The organism is Vibrio sp. L85, from assembly GCF_963871815.1.
GTDB classification, from domain to species: Bacteria; Pseudomonadota; Gammaproteobacteria; order Enterobacterales; family Vibrionaceae; genus Vibrio; species Vibrio harveyi.
In genome coordinates this window covers 53,699-70,397 of record NZ_CAWMYL010000243.1, presented here as the reverse complement: position 1 = coordinate 70,397, position 16,699 = coordinate 53,699, and the positions used below count along the sequence as shown (strand labels likewise).

Genomic DNA, 16,699 nt, shown 5'->3' with positions numbered 1-16,699 from the left:
GAATCTGCAATAATGCAGCCTTCGTCACACAAATATAAGCCAACATGACAATAGAAAATGAAGCTCTAACCCTGAAAAAGCGTTTTCGTGGTTATTTTCCAGTGGTAGTAGACGTTGAGACCGCAGGTTTCAATGCTCAAACTGATGCACTTTTAGAAATCTGCGCCGTCACCCTAAGTATGGATGAAAATGGCGATCTGCATCCTGCCTCAACCATTCATTTTCATATCGAACCTTTCGAAGGCGCGAACTTAGAAAAAGAAGCGCTGGAGTTTAATGGCATTCGTGACCCATTCAGCCCTCTTCGCGGTGCAGTTTCCGAACAAGAAGCACTTAAAGAAATCTACAAACTGATTCGCAAAGAACAAAAAGCAGCAGACTGTTCGCGTGCCATCATGGTTGCACACAACGCCGCTTTCGACTTAGGTTTTGTTAATGCAGCGAATGAACGCTGTAAACTTAAAAGAGTCCCTTTCCATCCATTTGCCACTTTTGATACCGCAACATTAAGTGGGCTTGCTTATGGTCAAACTGTTCTCGCTAAAGCATGTAAAGCAGCAGGGATGGAATTCGACAATCGTGAGGCACACTCAGCCCTCTACGATACACAACAAACTGCAGAGTTATTCTGTGGCATCGTCAACAAATGGAAGGCCCTAGGCGGTTGGCCGCTTGTAGACGAAGAATAATAAGTAAACACAACATATTAGGAAAAGTATGAATCCTGTCGTTATATCTGTGTGCGTCATGCTCGTGTTAGCATTGATGCGCGTGAACGTGGTGGTTGCCCTCACGTTTAGTGCCATCGTTGGTGGCCTTGTTGCAGGCATGAGCCTTGGGGATACCGTTGCTGCATTTGAAAGCGGTCTGGGTGGCGGTGCGACTATCGCGCTAAGCTACGCAATGCTTGGTACTTTCGCTGTTGCAATTTCTCGTTCTGGCATCACTGACCTTTTGGCAAAAAGCGTTATCAAACGCCTAAATGGTAAAGAGAGCTCTGCGTCGACTACGGGTCTAAAATACGCAGTATTGGTTGCTCTTGTACTTGTTACCATGTCATCTCAAAACGTGATTCCGGTACATATCGCCTTCATTCCAATTTTGATTCCACCTCTTTTGGGCGTATTCGCTAAGCTGAAGCTGGACCGTCGTTTGGTTGCTTGTGTGCTTACCTTTGGTTTGATCACGCCATACATGGTTCTACCAATAGGTTTTGGTGGCATCTTCCTAAACAACATCCTATTGAAGAACTTACATGACAATGGTCTAACAGATGTCGTGGCAAGCCAAGTTCCAACGGCGATGCTGTTGCCGGGCGCGGGTATGTTGTTTGGTCTTCTAACTGCAATCTTCTTTAGCTACCGTAAGCCTCGTGAATACAAAGAAACTGAACTGACCGTTGTTCAAGAATCTGAAGAGAAGCTAAACAAAAAACATATTGTGGTTGCAGGCTTAGGTATTCTTGCTGCGCTAAGCGTACAGCTATACACGGGCTCAATGATCATCGGTGCACTAGCTGGCTTCATGGTGTTCACTTTCGGTGGTGTTATCGCATGGAAAGAGACGCACGACGTGTTCACTAAAGGTGTACACATGATGGCAATGATTGGCTTCATCATGATTGCGGCGGCAGGTTTCGCTGCAGTAATGAAGCAAACCGGTGGCGTTGAGACGCTTGTACAATCGCTATCAACCAGCATCGGTGACAACAAGCCTCTTGCAGCACTATTAATGCTGATCGTTGGTCTGTTGGTAACAATGGGTATCGGCTCATCGTTCTCTACGATTCCAATCCTTGCAACTATCTATGTGCCGCTTTCACTAGCATTTGGTTTCTCACCGATGGCGACAATCGCACTAGTAGGTACAGCAGCAGCACTAGGTGATGCAGGCTCTCCGGCTTCTGATTCAACGTTAGGTCCAACATCGGGTCTAAACGCAGATGGTCAGCACGAGCACATCTGGGAAACCGTAGTGCCTACATTTATCCACTACAACATCCCTTTGATCATCTTCGGTTGGATTGCTGCAATGGTGCTGTAGTCGCATCATTTAAATGGATACAATTCGTTACGAAAAAGCCGCTCATTGAGCGGCTTTTTGTTATTTGGGCTTTGAAAACCAGTTTCAGTTTACTGCGCTGGCATGTTGTCGATGATGCGCTCGCGGATAAGCTTCAACGTATTTTCTGTCGACAAATAGTCCACTTCAATCGGGAAGTAAGCGTCGTTAATTTGCAGTACCAAACTCGGGTAAGAACTAACACCCAAGCTCTTTGCAAGACTGAGTTGGTCTTGGAAAACACCTTCCAGCAAAGTGCCATCCATATCATTCTTAAACTGTTGAACGTTTAAGCCAATCTCTCTTGCGAGTTGCAGATGGGTTGCTTCTTCATGAGGAGGCATCGCACGTAAATAGTAAGCGTGCTGAATCGCTTCCAGCATTTGCTCATAAGAGTCTTGGAAACCTGCAGCGATAACTGCACGGCAAGATTGGTAAGTACTACGTACTGGTGTACACAACGTCCAGAAATCGTAGTTAAACTTGGTACCAAGCTGACTTTCGATTTGCTTCCAAATCTGTTCAATCTTCTGCTGCATTTCTGGAGGCATCGGCAGATTAGTATCTGGCGCAAGCCCACCCATAACATACTCAAACTGAATCACACCTGGCAGTTGCTGCTTCAATTTTTCGATGGTTGGTTTGTAGCCCCAACACCAGCTGCACATTGGATCATGTACGTAGTAAAGCTTCAAGTTCATTCCACTAACCTAAAAAAGAAAAAGGAGCCAATGCGGCTCCTTTGTATTCTATCGCCAAATGTGAGTATTTACGAATTACTCAGCGTCACCTTCAACGCGTGCCGCAGCTTCTTTGATAAGAGGCTGAAGTTCACCTTTTTGGAACATTTCCAAAATGATGTCACAACCACCGATCAGCTCACCTTCAACCCACAGTTGTGGGAATGTAGGCCATTGAGCGTATTTTGGTAGCTCAGCGCGGATATCTGGGTTTTGTAGAATGTCTACGTAAGCGAACTTCTCACCACATGCCATTAGAGCTTGTGCTGCTTGAGAAGAGAAACCACAGCTAGGTAGTTTCGGTGATCCTTTCATGTACAGCAGGATTGCGTTTTCAGAGATCTGCTGTTTGATTTTATCGATAGTTTCCATCGCTTCCTCATTCATGGACGTGAACTTTAATTATTGCCACATTCTACTCAATAAACACAGAATAAAAACCATATAATTAGTAAGTCTTTGCCCCTTTCCTCTTAAAATATTTTCATATCGGGGTTTTAATAAAGTAAAAACTTGCTAAAATACTTTTCAAGTCAGTCGTAACGACTACATATAAATAAAAACACTGGAAGCAATCGAAAGGTAACCCTTTCATATCTATGGAGAATCGAGCAATGGCATTTGAACTACCAGCTCTTCCTTACGCGAAAGACGCACTAGAACCACACATCTCTGCAGAGACTCTAGATTTCCACCACGGTAAGCACCACAACACTTACGTTGTTAAGCTAAACGGTCTTATCCCTGGTACTGAGTTCGAAGGCAAGACACTAGAAGAGATCATCAAGACTTCTACTGGTGGCATATTTAACAACGCAGCACAGATCTGGAACCACACGTTCTACTGGCACTGCCTAGCGCCAAACGCGGGCGGCGAGCCAACTGGTGCAGTTGCTGATGCAATCAACGCTGCATTCGGTTCTTTCGAAGAATTCAAAGCGAAGTTCACTGACGCAGCAATCAACAACTTTGGTTCTTCATGGACTTGGTTAGTTAAGAAAGCTGACGGTTCTCTAGAAATCGTTAACACTTCTAACGCTGCTACACCTCTAACAGAAGAAGGTACGACTCCACTTCTAACTGTTGACCTGTGGGAACACGCGTACTACATCGATTACCGCAACGTACGTCCTGATTACATGAACGGCTTCTGGGCGCTTGTAAACTGGGATTTCGTAGCTGAGAACCTAGCGAAGTAATTAACTTCCCCCTAAGTTCAATTTAGTCATATTCAAAAAGCTCGCATTGTTGCGGGCTTTTTTATTACATCTCTAACCGATTTCTTCAATTAATCCCCTCTTTTTCCTAAAGTTCTTCTCTCCGTTGCCGCTAAAAGTGCATCAAGCGAGGAACATCATGCAAATCCATACTTTAGACAAAGCAGCAATCATCAACGAACTTCAGTTCGGTAATGGTATTAACCATGCCGTACACGAAGGTCGTCGCGCTGATTTCTCGTTGATTCTGTCTATGTTTTCTAACGATGTCCGCGATGTGGTTCCGGTTGAAGAAGTCCAAGAAGTGATCACCAGTGATGACATTCTTCGTCAACAATTCGGTTTATCTCAACCTCAATCTCTACGTTCTGATAGCAGTAGCTATGAACTCGCAGCAGAACAAGCGAAACAGTTTCATAATGCTGGCTTGCCTTCGGCAAAACTGAGCCACTACCTAAAGCCTGATGCACTCACTTACCTTCCTGAAGACACATTTAATCTACCAGAAGAGGTTTATCACAACCTTTCAGGTCACGAGCGCCGCAGCTTAGGTGAGCGCAACAAAACCCTTATTCCCGATGCAGGTTTGTACAATCAACTAGTGACGGCTCAACGTCATTACCAAATCCAAACTCAAGCATAACGTTTCACTTTTCCGCCAAGCGCTTACATTCCAAGCACGTCAGAAATGTGACGCCTTACAAATTCCTAAACAATAATTGTCGCGCAAAAGCGTTAGTTTGAGCCTTTTCACACTGAGCTCAAATAAATTCATCCATGCTGATAGCACAAACCACTGATGTATTGTTTAACACAAGAAATTACAGTGAAGGTGCTATGGATATTAAAGACTCAATCATTCTCGTCACATCTGCAGGCTCTGTATTGGGCAGAACTTGCTCCAACCACTTTGCCCATCTTGGGGCAACGTTGGTACTTTGTGATCAGAACCCTAGTGCCTTGAAGGCAAGCTACGAGCAAATCAGTGCGTTTTCCGACAGGGTATATGCGATGAATGTGTGCAATGACAACACGACATCCATCAACTTATTGTTCGACCAAATAGAGTCGCAATTAGGTGCGACTCCCGATGTAATCGTAAACTGCTGGACCAGCTCACCAATGCCAAGCTTAATGGCTCCAGAGCCAATGAGTACCTATATTGACCACCTTTCTTCTGCGGCTCGCTTTCTCTATACCTATGGGCAAGTCAGTGCTGAACGATTTCGTTCGAGAGAGAAGAAAGGCGTGATCGTTAACGTTATCTCACATGACAACCATGAAGATCTCACTGGAGTAGAGAGCATGGCAGCACTGGTGTCGGGTTTTACTCACAGCTGGGCAAAAGAGCTGACCCCTTTCAATATTCGTGTGGGTGGCGTCATCCCATCCGTAAACCATACCAGCGAAGATCTAGACGAGCGACATTGGGCTCAGATCCAAGATGAGTTGGTAAGAAATACCGCCTACATTGTCGCAAATGAGTACTTTAGCGGACGCGTCGTCACGACCGAAGTCTAAGTAAACCTTCCTACCTAAATCCGCCACCTAACAGAGCCGTTGGTAATGTAAAGAACAAAAAAAAAAGCCCCAGTCTTTCGACTGGGGCTTTGAGTTTTCCCGATTGTAAGTTTCGTGCTAGCGAAAACCTACTTCATAACTAACGTCGTACTTATGCGTTAGCTTTTTCTTTCTTAGCTTTTGGTGCTGCTTCTTTCGCTACTTGGTCTGCTTTCTTCTTGATAACAGTTGTACCTTCGAAAGTTTCGCCTTCAACGAATGCTTTACCGTAGTAAGAAGCCATTAGAACTTCTTTTAGCTCAGTGATTAGAGGGTAACGAGGGTTAGCACCTGTACACTGGTCATCGAACGCTTCAACAGCTAGTTCGTCTAGTTTCGCTACGAAGTCAGCTTCAGAAACACCTGCAGCTTGGATAGACATTGGGATGTCTAGGTCGCCTTTCAGCTCGTCCAACCATGCTAGTAGACGTTCAATCTTCTGAGCAGTACGGTCACCTTCTTGGCTTAGGCCTAGGTGGTCAGCAACTTCAGCGTAACGACGACGTGCTTGTGGACGGTCGTATTGAGAGAACGCAGTTTGTTTAGTTGGGTTGTCGTTCGCGTTGTAACGTACAACGTTCGAGATTAGTAGTGCGTTCGCTAGACCGTGAGGTAGGTGGAACTCAGCACCAATCTTGTGCGCCATAGAGTGACAAACACCTAGGAATGCGTTCGCAAATGCGATACCAGCGATCGTTGCCGCGTTGTGTACTTTCTCACGAGCGATTGGGTCGTTTGCACCGTTCGCGTAGCTTGAAGGTAGGTACTCTTTAAGCATCTTAAGTGCTTGTAGAGCTTGACCATCTGAGTACTCGTTCGCAAGAACAGATACGTAAGCTTCTAGAGCGTGAGTTACTGCATCGTAACCACCGAATGCTGTTAGAGACTTAGGCATGTTCATTACTAGGTTAGCATCAACGATAGCCATGTTTGGCGTGATTTCGTAGTCAGCTAGTGGGTACTTAGCACCAGTCTTGTCGTCTGTAACAACAGCGAATGGAGTAACTTCTGAACCAGTACCTGAAGTTGTAGTGATACATACAAGCTCAGCTTTCTTACCCATTTTAGGGAACTTGTAGATACGTTTACGGATGTCCATAAAGCGCATTGCTAGTTCAGCGAAGTGAGTTTCTGGGTGCTCGTACATTACCCACATGATCTTCGCAGCATCCATTGGTGAACCACCACCTAGAGCTAGGATTACGTCAGGTTGGAAGCTCTTCATTGCTTCTGCACCTTTCTCAACAACAGATAGTGTTGGATCCGCTTCTACGTCGAAGAATGTTTGAACTTCGATGCCTTGCTCTTTAAGCAGTTTAACTACTTCATCAGCGTAACCGTTGTTGAATAGGAAACGGTCAGTTACTAGGAATGCGCGTTTCTTACCTTCTAGGTCGCTCATTGCGATTGGAAGGCTACCACGACGGAAGTAGATAGACTTAGGTAGTTTGTGCCACAACATGTTTTCAGCTCGCTTAGCTACAGTTTTCTTGTTGATAAGGTGCTTAGGACCTACGTTCTCAGAGATAGAGTTACCACCCCAAGAACCACAACCTAGAGTTAGAGAAGGTGCTACGTTGAAGTTGTAAAGGTCACCGATACCACCGTGAGTAGTCGGGATGTTTACAAGGATACGTGCAGTCTTCATCTTGTCACCGAAGTAACGGATGCGGTCTGCGTTTACGTCTTGGTTAGTGTAAAGACCAGATGTGTGACCGATACCACCGATTTCAACCATTGTTACCGCTTGAGCAACTGCATCTTCGAAGTTGTCAGCACGGAATAGACCTAGAGTTGGAGATAGTTTCTCGTGAGCGAACTCATCATCGTAAGAAACTTTACCTAGACCTTCACCTACAAGAACTTTTGTGTCAGCAGGAACTTTAACGCCGGCCATTTCAGCGATTGCTGGAGCAGGTTGACCTACGATTTTCGCGTTTAGTGCGCCGTCGATAAGAAGTACTTTACGTACTTTATCAGCGTCAGCTTTAGATAGAACGTGAGCTTTATGAGAAGCGAAACGCTCTTTCACTTCGTCGTAAACTTCGCTAACTACGATTGCAGCTTGCTCAGAAGCACATACTACGCCGTTATCGAAAGTTTTAGACATTAGGATAGAAGCAACAGCACGTTTGATGTCAGCTGTTTCATCGATAACTACAGGAACGTTACCTGCACCTACACCGATAGCTGGCTTACCAGAAGAGTAAGCTGCTTTAACCATGCCTGGACCACCAGTTGCAAGGATAAGAGCGATACCGTCGTGCTTCATAAGAGCGTTAGAAAGCTCTACAGATGGTTGGTCGATCCAACCGATGATGTCTTTTGGTGCACCAGCTGCTACTGCTGCATCTAGAACTAGTTTCGCCGCATCGTTAGTTGAGTTCTTCGCACGTGGGTGTGGCGAGAAGATGATGCCGTTACGAGTTTTTAGAGAGATTAGAGATTTGAAGATAGCAGTAGAAGTCGGGTTAGTCGTTGGAACGATACCACAGATGATACCTACAGGCTCAGCGATAGTCATTGTGCCTAGGTTGTCATCTTCTTCTAAGATGCCACATGTTTTTTCGTCTTTGTATTTGTTGTAGATAAATTCTGAAGCGAAGTGGTTTTTGATTACCTTATCTTCAACAATACCCATTCCAGATTCAGCAACTGCTTGTTGTGCTAGTGGGATACGAGCATGGTTAGCTGCAAGAGAAGCTGCGCGGAAGATTGCATCTACTTTCTCTTGAGAAAATGTTGCGAACTCTTCTTGTGCTGCTTTAACGCGTGCTACTAGAGCATCTAGTTCAGCTAAGTTAGTTACAGGCATGGTGGATCTCCTAAAATAATAAATATTAAAAACTTTTTAGTAAGGTTATTGTCTTTCGTTTTTACTGTTTATCAGCGACTTAACTAACAACCATCTTAGTAAATTGCTTTCAGGGCTGAGTATAATATTTCAGAGTGTGAAAAAAATTGACTTGGATCAGTTCTCACAACTGAAATACCCCCAAAGTAGTGGTTTACCACAACAAAACAACATAAATCATTGATAAATAAATAAATTAAACTTCATTTTTTATTGGACAAAAAAGAAGCAAACGAACTAAAAACTAAAAGAAATAACAACAATCTGTAAAAAAGTTTCATTTTTAGCCAACAAAATTACATGTGGACCCTAATTTTTGTGCTACTGAGAGTATATCGAATACGTCTTATCTCTCTACAAACCACCTTTCTTTTTGTGAAAAATGTGCGAATGTTAACGTTTGTGTAAATCAGTATGCTCTCTCATCAATTTTCTACGTAACAATTCGTTTCCAGATTGAATACATTTTCTTCAATAATTAGTTTTTCTCACAAATACTAGCCCAAATACGTTAGTTTTTTTCATTTCTTCCTACCGCACTTTTGCCTTACATTACCGCCTAAAACTACCCCCTCTCTTTTTCACTATTGTGAACGTTTACGAGTAAGCAACATGCAGACTTTAGAGTTAGCTATTTTCCTACAGTTTTTCTTAGGTTTGGTCGCAGCAGTGAACCCTGTTGGTATCATGCCTGTGTTCGTATCACTAACCGGTCATATGACACCAGAAGAGAAAAATAAGACCGCCACGACAGCCAACGTTGCCGTTGCGATTATTTTGATCATTTCTCTTTTTGCTGGTCAGTTGTTGTTGGATATGTTCAGTATTTCTCTGGACTCTTTCCGTGTTGCGGGCGGTTTACTACTTCTGAGTATCGCGTTCTCGATGATGAGCGGTAAACTGGGTGAAGATAAGCAAAATAAACAAGAGAAGTCGGAATACGTAAGCCGCGAACAAATCGGTGTAGTACCGCTAGCGATGCCTTTGATGGCAGGTCCAGGTGCAATCAGCTCAACCATTGTTTATGGCGCACGTTACCCAAGTGCACTCGACACGGTTGGTATTAGCGTTACGATCATGCTGTTTTGTTTTTGCTCTTGGTTGTTGTTCCGCTCTGCGCCTTTGATCGTTCGTTTCCTTGGTCAAACAGGCATCAACGTGATTACCCGTATTATGGGTCTAATCTTGGGCGCTCTTGGTATTGAGTTTATTGCTAACGGTTTAAGAAACCTATTCCCTGGTTTAGCCTAAATTTCATAACTTCTGGTATGATGTTGCAATCCGTTTCATTTTAACGCTGACAGTGCAACATCATGCCTCGCAAGTCTTTCAAGCATCATTTATACGTCATTATTTTCGGTACTCATACACGTGCTGGGCGTGCCTTCGATATCGCACTGATTATTGCGATCATTACTTCTCTCGTGGTTTTGATTCTAGAATCACTGCCATCGGTAATGACTGAATGGTCGCGAGAACTGCGTTACATCGAATACACCTTCACAGCCCTATTCACTATTGAGTATTTATTAAGACTGTACTGCTCTCCAAAACCTAAGTCTTATGCCACCAGCTTTTATGGTGTAGTTGATCTGTTAGCGATTCTGCCAACCTATTTAGCGATCTTCTTCCCTGGTGCTTCGTTTATGGGTGTAGTGCGATTACTACGTGTCATGCGTATCTTCCGCATCTTGAAATTGGTGCGCTACCTACAAGATTCCAACATATTGCTACGCTCTCTATTGATGGCGCGTCGTAAGATTCTTATCTTCTTTAGCACCGTAGGTATTCTGGTCACCATTTTCGGCGCACTGATTTTCGTTATTGAAGGTCCGCACAACGGCTTTACGAGTATTCCTAAAAGCATCTACTGGGCGATCGTAACGATTACCACTGTTGGGTATGGCGACATGGTGCCGCAAACTCACCTTGGGAAAGCCATCGCATCATTAACTATGCTGCTCGGTTATTCGATACTTGCGGTCCCAACCGGCATTATCACTGCAGAACTCAGTAATGAGATGAATGCGCACAAACAATTAGTAAAGTGCCCAAATTGTAATCGCTCTGGTCATGATTCAGATGCGATGCACTGTAAGCATTGTGGCAGTGAACTAGCAGATCCTGATAATCGCGTCGTGAGTGCGGACGAGGACGAATAGAACAGGAATCGGCTTTCGATGCCTAAAGTGGAGCGCTCCCGAATCTCAGGGCGTAATGCCTCCAACAAGAGATTCCCGACTGCGCTCCTTCGTCGCTTTCGGGAATGACGCGGCGTTAGTTTGGAGAACAATATCTCTCACTCTAAAGAACGAGGGCGCCAGCCCCTCTATTTGTCCCTCTTAATAAAGAACTTTCGCAAAGTACAGCCCGTTTCGTACTCCAGACTTACGATCAAAAAAGCCGATGAATTCACATCGGCTTTTATATAGCTTTTAGCTCTCAAGAAACGCAGTGTTCGTTCTTTTAAGCTTTCTCAGCAAGAATGATGCGTAGAGTACGGCGTAATGGCTCTGCTGCACCCCATAATAGCTGGTCACCGACAGTGAACGCATTTAGGAAATCATCGCCCATTGCCATTTTACGTAGACGACCAACAGGGATTGACAAGGTACCTGTTACTTTCGCAGGCGTAAGTTCTTGAGCCGTGATGTCGCGGTCATTCGGAATCACTTTTACCCAGTCGTTGTGCGTTGCGATGATTTCTTCGATTTCATCCATTGGCACATTTTGCTTAAGCTTGATAGTCAGTGCTTGAGAGTGACTACGCATTGCACCGATACGAACACACGTACCATCAATTGGCACTGGTGCATCTTGGAAACCAAGGATCTTGTTCGCTTCTACACCCGCTTTCCACTCTTCTTTACTTTGACCGTTGTCGCGCTTGACGTCGATCCAAGGAATCAAAGAGCCGGCTAGTGGCACACCAAACTTATCGGTTGGGAATGAAGAACTGCGCATGGTGTCGGCAACTTTTTTATCGATATCGAGAATTGAACTCGCTGGATTTGCTAGTTCAGAGCTTACTGAGTCGTTGATTACGCCCATCTGAGAAATCAGCTCACGCATGTTTTGCGCGCCTGCACCAGATGCCGCCTGGTACGTCATCGCACTCGTCCACTCGACAAGACCTTTCTCAAACAGACCGCCAAGACCCATAAGCATCAAGCTAACGGTACAGTTACCACCAACAAACGTGTTTGTACCACCGTGAATGCCTTGTTGAATTTGTTTCAGGTTAACAGGGTCCAGCGTAATGATAGAGTCGTCGACCATACGAAGTGTCGAAGCAGCATCGATCCAATAACCTTTCCAGCCAGCTTGACGAAGCGCTGGATAAACTTTCTCTGTATAACCACCACCTTGACACGTAATCACTGCATCAAGTTGTTTTAAACTGTCAATATCGAACGCATCTTGAAGTAAACCAGCTTCTTTACCTAAGTTTGGAGCTGGGATACCTATTTGAGACGTACTGTAGAAAACTGGCTCGATCAAATCGAAATCTTTCTCTTCAACCATACGTTGCATTAGGACTGAACCCACCATGCCGCGCCAACCAACTAAACCTACTCTCATCGCACTAACTCTCCATGTATATTTTTGAAACTTTCTCCATAGTTCAATTTTCGACACAAAATCTCAAGCCCTAATTTGCAAATAAACACAACTTTTTTAACGTTTACCGCGAATTTTTATAATCCAAGGTATTTTCTTCTCTTTTCTTATCGGTTCAGCACTAAAACCTACCGAGAAAACTGCCAACACTGTGCTACATGGTCTTACCACTCCGTGAGAAAACAACATTTGCAGCACATATTTTTTACATCACAAAACATTTCAAACTATTAAACTTAAAGTTTTTTAGTTATTAATTTTACAAGCAAACGTTTTATCGGATGAAAGTCAAGATAAAGCACCAAATGTTCGAAATATAATTTTTGTTAATGTATGTTATGCGCGATTAAAACAGGGAGCGGCCTTCCTCTATTGCTCCATGAACGACAGAGGCACATATGAAGCAAGTTACAACACGTCTTCCTAGTCTGATACAGGTATTTATCTCACTAGGTTTGTTTCTTCTTTTGGCATTTTCATTTACTGCCAAATTAGACCTTCCAATCCAGCTTGCGCTGTACATTGGTTGGTTCATTATCATGTTATTGGGTCTAAGATTAGGTCACCAATACAAAGACCTTGAAAAAGCAGCACTAAACGGGATTTCTAATGGTTTAGGTGCCGTGCTGATCCTTCTTGCTGTAGGTGCCTTAGTCGGTACTTGGATCTCTGGTGGTATCGTACCAACCATCATCTACTACGGCTTAAAAGCCATTCACCCTTCTATCTTTTTGTTAGCGACAATGATCATCTGTTCTTTGACTGCGTTAGCAACAGGCACTTCTTGGGGTGCGGCAGGTACTGCTGGTATTGCCATGATGGGAATTGGTCAAGGTCTTGGGGTTCCAGCACCAATTACAGCTGGCGCGGTTTTATCAGGTTGTTACTTTGGCGACAAAATGTCTCCACTTTCTGATTCCGTGATTCTTGCTTCTTCAATGTCAAACGTAGAAGTCGTAGAGCACATCAAAGGGATGCTGCCTATTGCCCTGATCAGTTACATCATTACGGGTATTATGTTTACTGCATTTGGCTTCCACTTCGCAGGTAAAGTGGATATGAGCCAAGTGGACTCAGTAATTCAGGCTATGGAACAACAATTTTTCATTACGCCTTATTCTTTTGTTCCAGTCATTATCGTATTGGCTCTACTCGCTATGCGCATGCCTTCTTTCCCTGTGATCAGCTTCGGTTCACTACTAGGTATTATCTGGGCAGTAATGATTCAGGATGTAGACTTCCTAACGGCATTCAATACCGCTTGGGCACCATTTGCAATTTCTTCAGGTGTGGACTTCATTGACTCGATTCTAAACCGAGGCGGTATGTCTTCTATGCTAGGTTCTGTTGCAGTTATCGTATTTGGTCTTGGTTTTGGTGGCTTGCTAGATAAGGTGGGCGTGCTTGAGACAATTGCGAAACTGTTCGAGCGACGTGTTCAAAGTGCGGGTTCTCTGGCCACAAGCACCATTGGTACAGCTTTCATGGGTAACGTATTCGGCTCGGCGATGTACGTATCACTGATTCTGACACCAAAAATCTGTGCGAAAAACTACGATCGCCTTGGCTACAAACGTAAAAACCTATCTCGTAACGCCGAGTTCGGTGGTACGTTAACGTCAGGTATGGTGCCTTGGAGTGATAACGGCATCTACATGGCGAGTATTCTGGGTGTGGCAACATTGTCTTACGCGCCATTCATGTGGTTGAGCTTCGTGTGTATTATCGTCACTATCTTCACGTCGTACATGGGTTGGTTTGTCGATAAATGCGAACCAACAGCACCAGCAACAGAAGAACAAGCAGAAGGTGAACTAAAGCAGCAAACGGCTTAAATAGTTCTAACTTTCAATAGAATAGAAAAAGGACCGACGATTCGGTCCTTTTTTATGTTTGTCGTTTGGCTAAGCTCCGGCTAATCAGGCAGATTTGGTACCTGCTCTTACCGCTGAACGTTTACCTAAGGCATAGCCCAAAACAAGAGGAGCAAAGAAGATCACTAGGATGAACAAAATGAAGTAGATGATGGTGCTCTTCACCAGTTCGATCAGTTTATCCATTGCAAGGTTCACAACCTCTTGCGAAACGTGGTCGAGGTCTTGCGCAAACTTCTCTCTTTCGTTTGTAATAATTTGAGCAATCTCTTGGCGTTCTCTCGCCACCATTTTTTCTAGTGCTTGTCGCTCTTCACTCAACTGAACCAAGCGCTCTTCTGTTTTCTGGTCGATATCTTCAACAAGTGGCTGCAACTGCACTGCCATTTGCTGTGCCAAGTTACGCATATACTCTGGGTTATTATCGATAAAGTCTTTCAACGACTCAGAAGTAACCTTCAAGCTGTTTAGCGCTGCATTTACTTGTTCGATACTTGCTGAGCTATTGAGTGCGAGCAACTGCGCTTTCCACGTCATGATTTTTGGTGTTTGTTCAGACACTAAGCTCAAACGATCAGACACATCACCGATAGCCTCAGGCATCGTACCCAATGTCGTTACAGCTTCTTCCTCACTGATCTGATTCGCTTGTAACCAAGCTCGATAAGCTGGTGTACGGATCATACTCAAATCCGCGAATGGGTATTTCTCAACAAAGTCAGCCACAAACACTTTGGTTTTCGAGTACACGTCTTTTTTCAACAAAGATTGTGCAAGCTTATCGACTTCCTTGGCTAAGTGAGCAGACACTTGTTGTGCTTCCCCGGTAGTGAATAGATCTTTCCCTGCACCGACACTGAAGAACTGGTCCATTTGGTGAGTAAATACCCACGTGTCAATCAGAGCCGCCATTGGCGAGACTTGGTAAGCGGCAGCTTGAAGCCCTTCTTCCGCATTGATTTTCCAAAGTAAAATATAAGATTGGTTTATTTTATCGTTAGGCTCGTAGTTGTCTTGGAGCACATCGGCAGCTTGCTCTACTTGAGCAAAGAACTGCTGAGCGTATTCACGCGTCATAATGCGCATGTTTAGCTCTTGTTTGGTGAGCGGTACAGTTTGACTATCGATTTTTACTTCTAAGAGAGAGCATCCCGAAAGGCTTAAAACCAGACAGGCTATCAACCAAGAAGACAGTCGGCGGATGAACATGAAATTACCTATGATCAAATGGTGTAGGACAGGAACAGTGACGAACCAAAGCATAAGGTTCGCAAGCGCCCCTTAATACCTGAATCTCTACTATTTTAAGTCAGAGGAATATCAATCTGTTAGCACTTCTCGAATGTTTTCACTATTAAGAACTGCCTCAGCAAAAAGTGTCGTTTTCTGCAGGGTATCTTCCAACATATCCAGCTTGCCTGTAACGACTTCCTGACCTTGTTTAATTAAAGATTCGATATCCCCAGATATATAGTGTAGAGGCATCGCCCCAATGCTGCCTGACACTCCCTTCAAGCTATGGGCGATACGCTGAGCGTGTTCTTCATCCTTACCCTCAGCTATCAATGTTCTTAGCTTCGTACCATCTTCAGAATGATCTTGTATGAAAACCTCTAACAACATACGCACAGACTCTTCATCACCAGAGAGCGAATCAAGCATTTTCTCTATATCGATATAAGGCTCATCCGTCTCCACGCTCACACTCGCGGCTAAAGAAGATGCATCGTCATTCTCTTCTTCTAGAGGTGTGGTTGGTTTTACCACATCCACAGGCATGCGCTCCTCACCACTTGGCTCGGTAACTTGCTTCTCTGTCGGCAAAATCACTTCAGGTGGGTTCGGCTTCATTGGTGTATCCGTTTTTTCACAAGGTTGAATTGGGGCATCTAAGACTGGAGTTTCCTTGTAGAACAAAGCCCAAGAAACCACCGCGAGTAAGGAACCACTTACTAACACTAAAAAGGAGATGTAAAACACCAGCTTTTGTTCAAGAGAGCTAATGACAGAGGCAAACTGATTAGAAAATTCAGGGTTAAGCAATTGGTTAGCGAGGTGGCTGCCTTGAGCATGAGCGGCAAGCACATTTGACGTTTGAGCCAATCGACGTTGGAACGCCCCTTGCTCTTTTTGCTCTAGCTTTTGTGACTCGGTAAAAAGAGAATCAAGCTCTTGGTAAGTATCTGAGCTTGTCGCTGCATCACTAAACATGGCTTCTAAGACCAAAGCACCTAAGCGATAGTACATGGTTCTCAGTTGCTCAGAGTTACTGGCTGACTCTCGGCTATTATGGAGTTGGTCAGCCAGCGCGACTAGCTCACTATCGCTACCGATAAATGTTCTCGCGCCTTCAAGAAAGCGATCAGTTGAATAAAGCAGTTGCGTTAAGTCTGGACCACCCCAGCGGTCAGAGTACTCGCTCTGCAATTGCAAACGAACTGCATAAACAAGCTGAAGTTTGAGAGAGACTTGGTCAACGTGCTGAGCACGATAAGGCAGCTCAAAGTTAAAGATATGACGCACTTCATCAACCTTGCTGCTGAGTTCATCAACGGTTGAAATCGTACGTATGGTTTGTTGAGCTTGCAGCCAAATACCCACAGCAAAGGCACACCATACCGCAAACAAAAACCAGATTGCTTGTTTTATTCCCTCTTTGAATTGCAGCAACGCCCATTCCTCAATTATCTCTATTAATAACAAGCATATACCATGAAATGCGCTTTTAGTGTGCACACTTCACATAAAAAAAGAGAGCACAATGCTCTCTTC

The 16,699-nt window shown here is 44.3% G+C and carries 14 protein-coding genes; 8 read left to right on the top strand and 6 right to left on the bottom strand.

The window, feature by feature from the left end; all coding sequences use genetic code 11:
- The first annotated feature begins 44 nt into the window (after positions 1-44).
- Together rnt and AACR11_RS23120 are read left to right on the top strand one after the other, a co-directional pair.
- Positions 45-689, top strand: a complete 645-nt coding sequence (gene rnt, locus AACR11_RS23125; RefSeq protein ID WP_009698519.1) for a ribonuclease T — start codon at positions 45-47, stop codon at positions 687-689.
- Positions 690-717: 28 nt separating this feature from the next.
- The gene (locus AACR11_RS23120) at positions 718-2,043 is read left to right on the top strand and encodes a Na+/H+ antiporter family protein (protein WP_005444668.1); all 1,326 of its coding nucleotides are present in this window, start codon (positions 718-720) and stop codon (positions 2,041-2,043) included.
- An 89-nt stretch (positions 2,044-2,132) separates the two neighbouring features.
- On the opposite strand, the gene AACR11_RS23115 is transcribed toward AACR11_RS23120, so the two are convergent.
- Both AACR11_RS23115 and AACR11_RS23110 read right to left on the bottom strand, forming a co-directional pair.
- Positions 2,133-2,762: a DsbA family protein gene (locus AACR11_RS23115; protein ID WP_005444667.1), complete on the bottom strand. Its 630-nt coding sequence runs from the start codon at positions 2,760-2,762 to the stop codon at positions 2,133-2,135.
- Between the two features lie 75 nt (positions 2,763-2,837).
- Positions 2,838-3,173, bottom strand: coding sequence for a Grx4 family monothiol glutaredoxin (locus tag AACR11_RS23110; protein ID WP_005444666.1), 336 nt, complete (start codon positions 3,171-3,173; stop codon positions 2,838-2,840).
- 242 nt (positions 3,174-3,415) lie between these two features.
- Between AACR11_RS23110 and sodB the strand changes: the two genes are divergently transcribed.
- The 3 genes from sodB to AACR11_RS23095 all read left to right on the top strand — a co-directional run bounded on the left by sodB (position 3,416) and on the right by AACR11_RS23095 (position 5,539).
- Positions 3,416-4,000 (top strand): superoxide dismutase [Fe], encoded by a 585-nt coding sequence (gene sodB, locus AACR11_RS23105; RefSeq protein ID WP_053408263.1) that lies wholly within the window; start codon positions 3,416-3,418, stop codon positions 3,998-4,000.
- 157 nt (positions 4,001-4,157) lie between these two features.
- The gene (locus AACR11_RS23100) at positions 4,158-4,661 is read left to right on the top strand and encodes a VC2046/SO_2500 family protein (protein ID WP_029790470.1); all 504 of its coding nucleotides are present in this window, start codon (positions 4,158-4,160) and stop codon (positions 4,659-4,661) included.
- Positions 4,662-4,795: 134 nt separating this feature from the next.
- A complete protein-coding gene (locus AACR11_RS23095; RefSeq protein WP_017189356.1) occupies positions 4,796-5,539 on the top strand; it encodes an SDR family oxidoreductase in 744 nt (247 codons plus the stop codon).
- 151 nt (positions 5,540-5,690) lie between these two features.
- On the opposite strand, the gene adhE is transcribed toward AACR11_RS23095, so the two are convergent.
- Positions 5,691-8,393, bottom strand: coding sequence for a bifunctional acetaldehyde-CoA/alcohol dehydrogenase (adhE, locus tag AACR11_RS23090; RefSeq protein WP_005444662.1), 2,703 nt, complete (start codon positions 8,391-8,393; stop codon positions 5,691-5,693).
- 651 nt (positions 8,394-9,044) lie between these two features.
- On the opposite strand from adhE, the gene AACR11_RS23085 reads away from it, so the two are divergent.
- Both AACR11_RS23085 and AACR11_RS23080 read left to right on the top strand, forming a co-directional pair.
- The gene (locus AACR11_RS23085; protein ID WP_005444661.1) at positions 9,045-9,683 is read left to right on the top strand and encodes a YchE family NAAT transporter; all 639 of its coding nucleotides are present in this window, start codon (positions 9,045-9,047) and stop codon (positions 9,681-9,683) included.
- A 62-nt stretch (positions 9,684-9,745) separates the two neighbouring features.
- The gene (locus AACR11_RS23080) at positions 9,746-10,594 is read left to right on the top strand and encodes an ion transporter (protein WP_029790471.1); all 849 of its coding nucleotides are present in this window, start codon (positions 9,746-9,748) and stop codon (positions 10,592-10,594) included.
- A gap of 304 nt (positions 10,595-10,898) precedes the next feature.
- Here AACR11_RS23080 and asd read toward each other — a convergent pair whose 3' ends face one another.
- On the bottom strand, positions 10,899-12,014 hold the full coding sequence (gene asd, locus AACR11_RS23075; RefSeq protein ID WP_009698522.1) for an aspartate-semialdehyde dehydrogenase: 1,116 nt from the start codon (positions 12,012-12,014) through the stop codon (positions 10,899-10,901).
- Between the two features lie 437 nt (positions 12,015-12,451).
- On the opposite strand from asd, the gene nhaC reads away from it, so the two are divergent.
- Positions 12,452-13,888 (top strand): Na+/H+ antiporter NhaC, encoded by a 1,437-nt coding sequence (gene nhaC, locus AACR11_RS23070; protein WP_005444657.1) that lies wholly within the window; start codon positions 12,452-12,454, stop codon positions 13,886-13,888.
- Positions 13,889-13,972: 84 nt separating this feature from the next.
- Here the strand turns inward: nhaC and AACR11_RS23065 are convergent, their stop codons facing one another.
- Complete coding sequence (locus AACR11_RS23065) at positions 13,973-15,136, bottom strand: hypothetical protein (RefSeq protein WP_029790472.1); 1,164 nt, start codon at positions 15,134-15,136, stop codon at positions 13,973-13,975.
- A gap of 111 nt (positions 15,137-15,247) precedes the next feature.
- Positions 15,248-16,597: an Hpt domain-containing protein gene (locus AACR11_RS23060; RefSeq protein ID WP_029790473.1), complete on the bottom strand. Its 1,350-nt coding sequence runs from the start codon at positions 16,595-16,597 to the stop codon at positions 15,248-15,250.
- Positions 16,598-16,699: the final 102 nt, after the last annotated feature.

Excerpts from the sequence above, each read along its gene's own strand:
- rnt (WP_009698519.1), top strand. The coding sequence starts at position 45 with ATGACAATAGAAAATGAAGCTCTAACCCTGAAAAAGCGTTTTCGTGGT.
- AACR11_RS23120 (WP_005444668.1), top strand. The coding sequence starts at position 718 with ATGAATCCTGTCGTTATATCTGTGTGCGTCATGCTCGTGTTAGCATTG.
- AACR11_RS23115 (WP_005444667.1), bottom strand. The coding sequence starts at position 2,762 with ATGAACTTGAAGCTTTACTACGTACATGATCCAATGTGCAGCTGGTGT.
- AACR11_RS23110 (WP_005444666.1), bottom strand. The coding sequence starts at position 3,173 with ATGGAAACTATCGATAAAATCAAACAGCAGATCTCTGAAAACGCAATC.
- sodB (WP_053408263.1), top strand. The coding sequence starts at position 3,416 with ATGGCATTTGAACTACCAGCTCTTCCTTACGCGAAAGACGCACTAGAA.
- AACR11_RS23100 (WP_029790470.1), top strand. The coding sequence starts at position 4,158 with ATGCAAATCCATACTTTAGACAAAGCAGCAATCATCAACGAACTTCAG.
- AACR11_RS23095 (WP_017189356.1), top strand. The coding sequence starts at position 4,796 with ATGCTGATAGCACAAACCACTGATGTATTGTTTAACACAAGAAATTAC.
- adhE (WP_005444662.1), bottom strand. The coding sequence starts at position 8,393 with ATGCCTGTAACTAACTTAGCTGAACTAGATGCTCTAGTAGCACGCGTT.
- AACR11_RS23085 (WP_005444661.1), top strand. The coding sequence starts at position 9,045 with ATGCAGACTTTAGAGTTAGCTATTTTCCTACAGTTTTTCTTAGGTTTG.
- AACR11_RS23080 (WP_029790471.1), top strand. The coding sequence starts at position 9,746 with ATGCCTCGCAAGTCTTTCAAGCATCATTTATACGTCATTATTTTCGGT.
- asd (WP_009698522.1), bottom strand. The coding sequence starts at position 12,014 with ATGAGAGTAGGTTTAGTTGGTTGGCGCGGCATGGTGGGTTCAGTCCTA.
- nhaC (WP_005444657.1), top strand. The coding sequence starts at position 12,452 with ATGAAGCAAGTTACAACACGTCTTCCTAGTCTGATACAGGTATTTATC.
- AACR11_RS23065 (WP_029790472.1), bottom strand. The coding sequence starts at position 15,136 with ATGTTCATCCGCCGACTGTCTTCTTGGTTGATAGCCTGTCTGGTTTTA.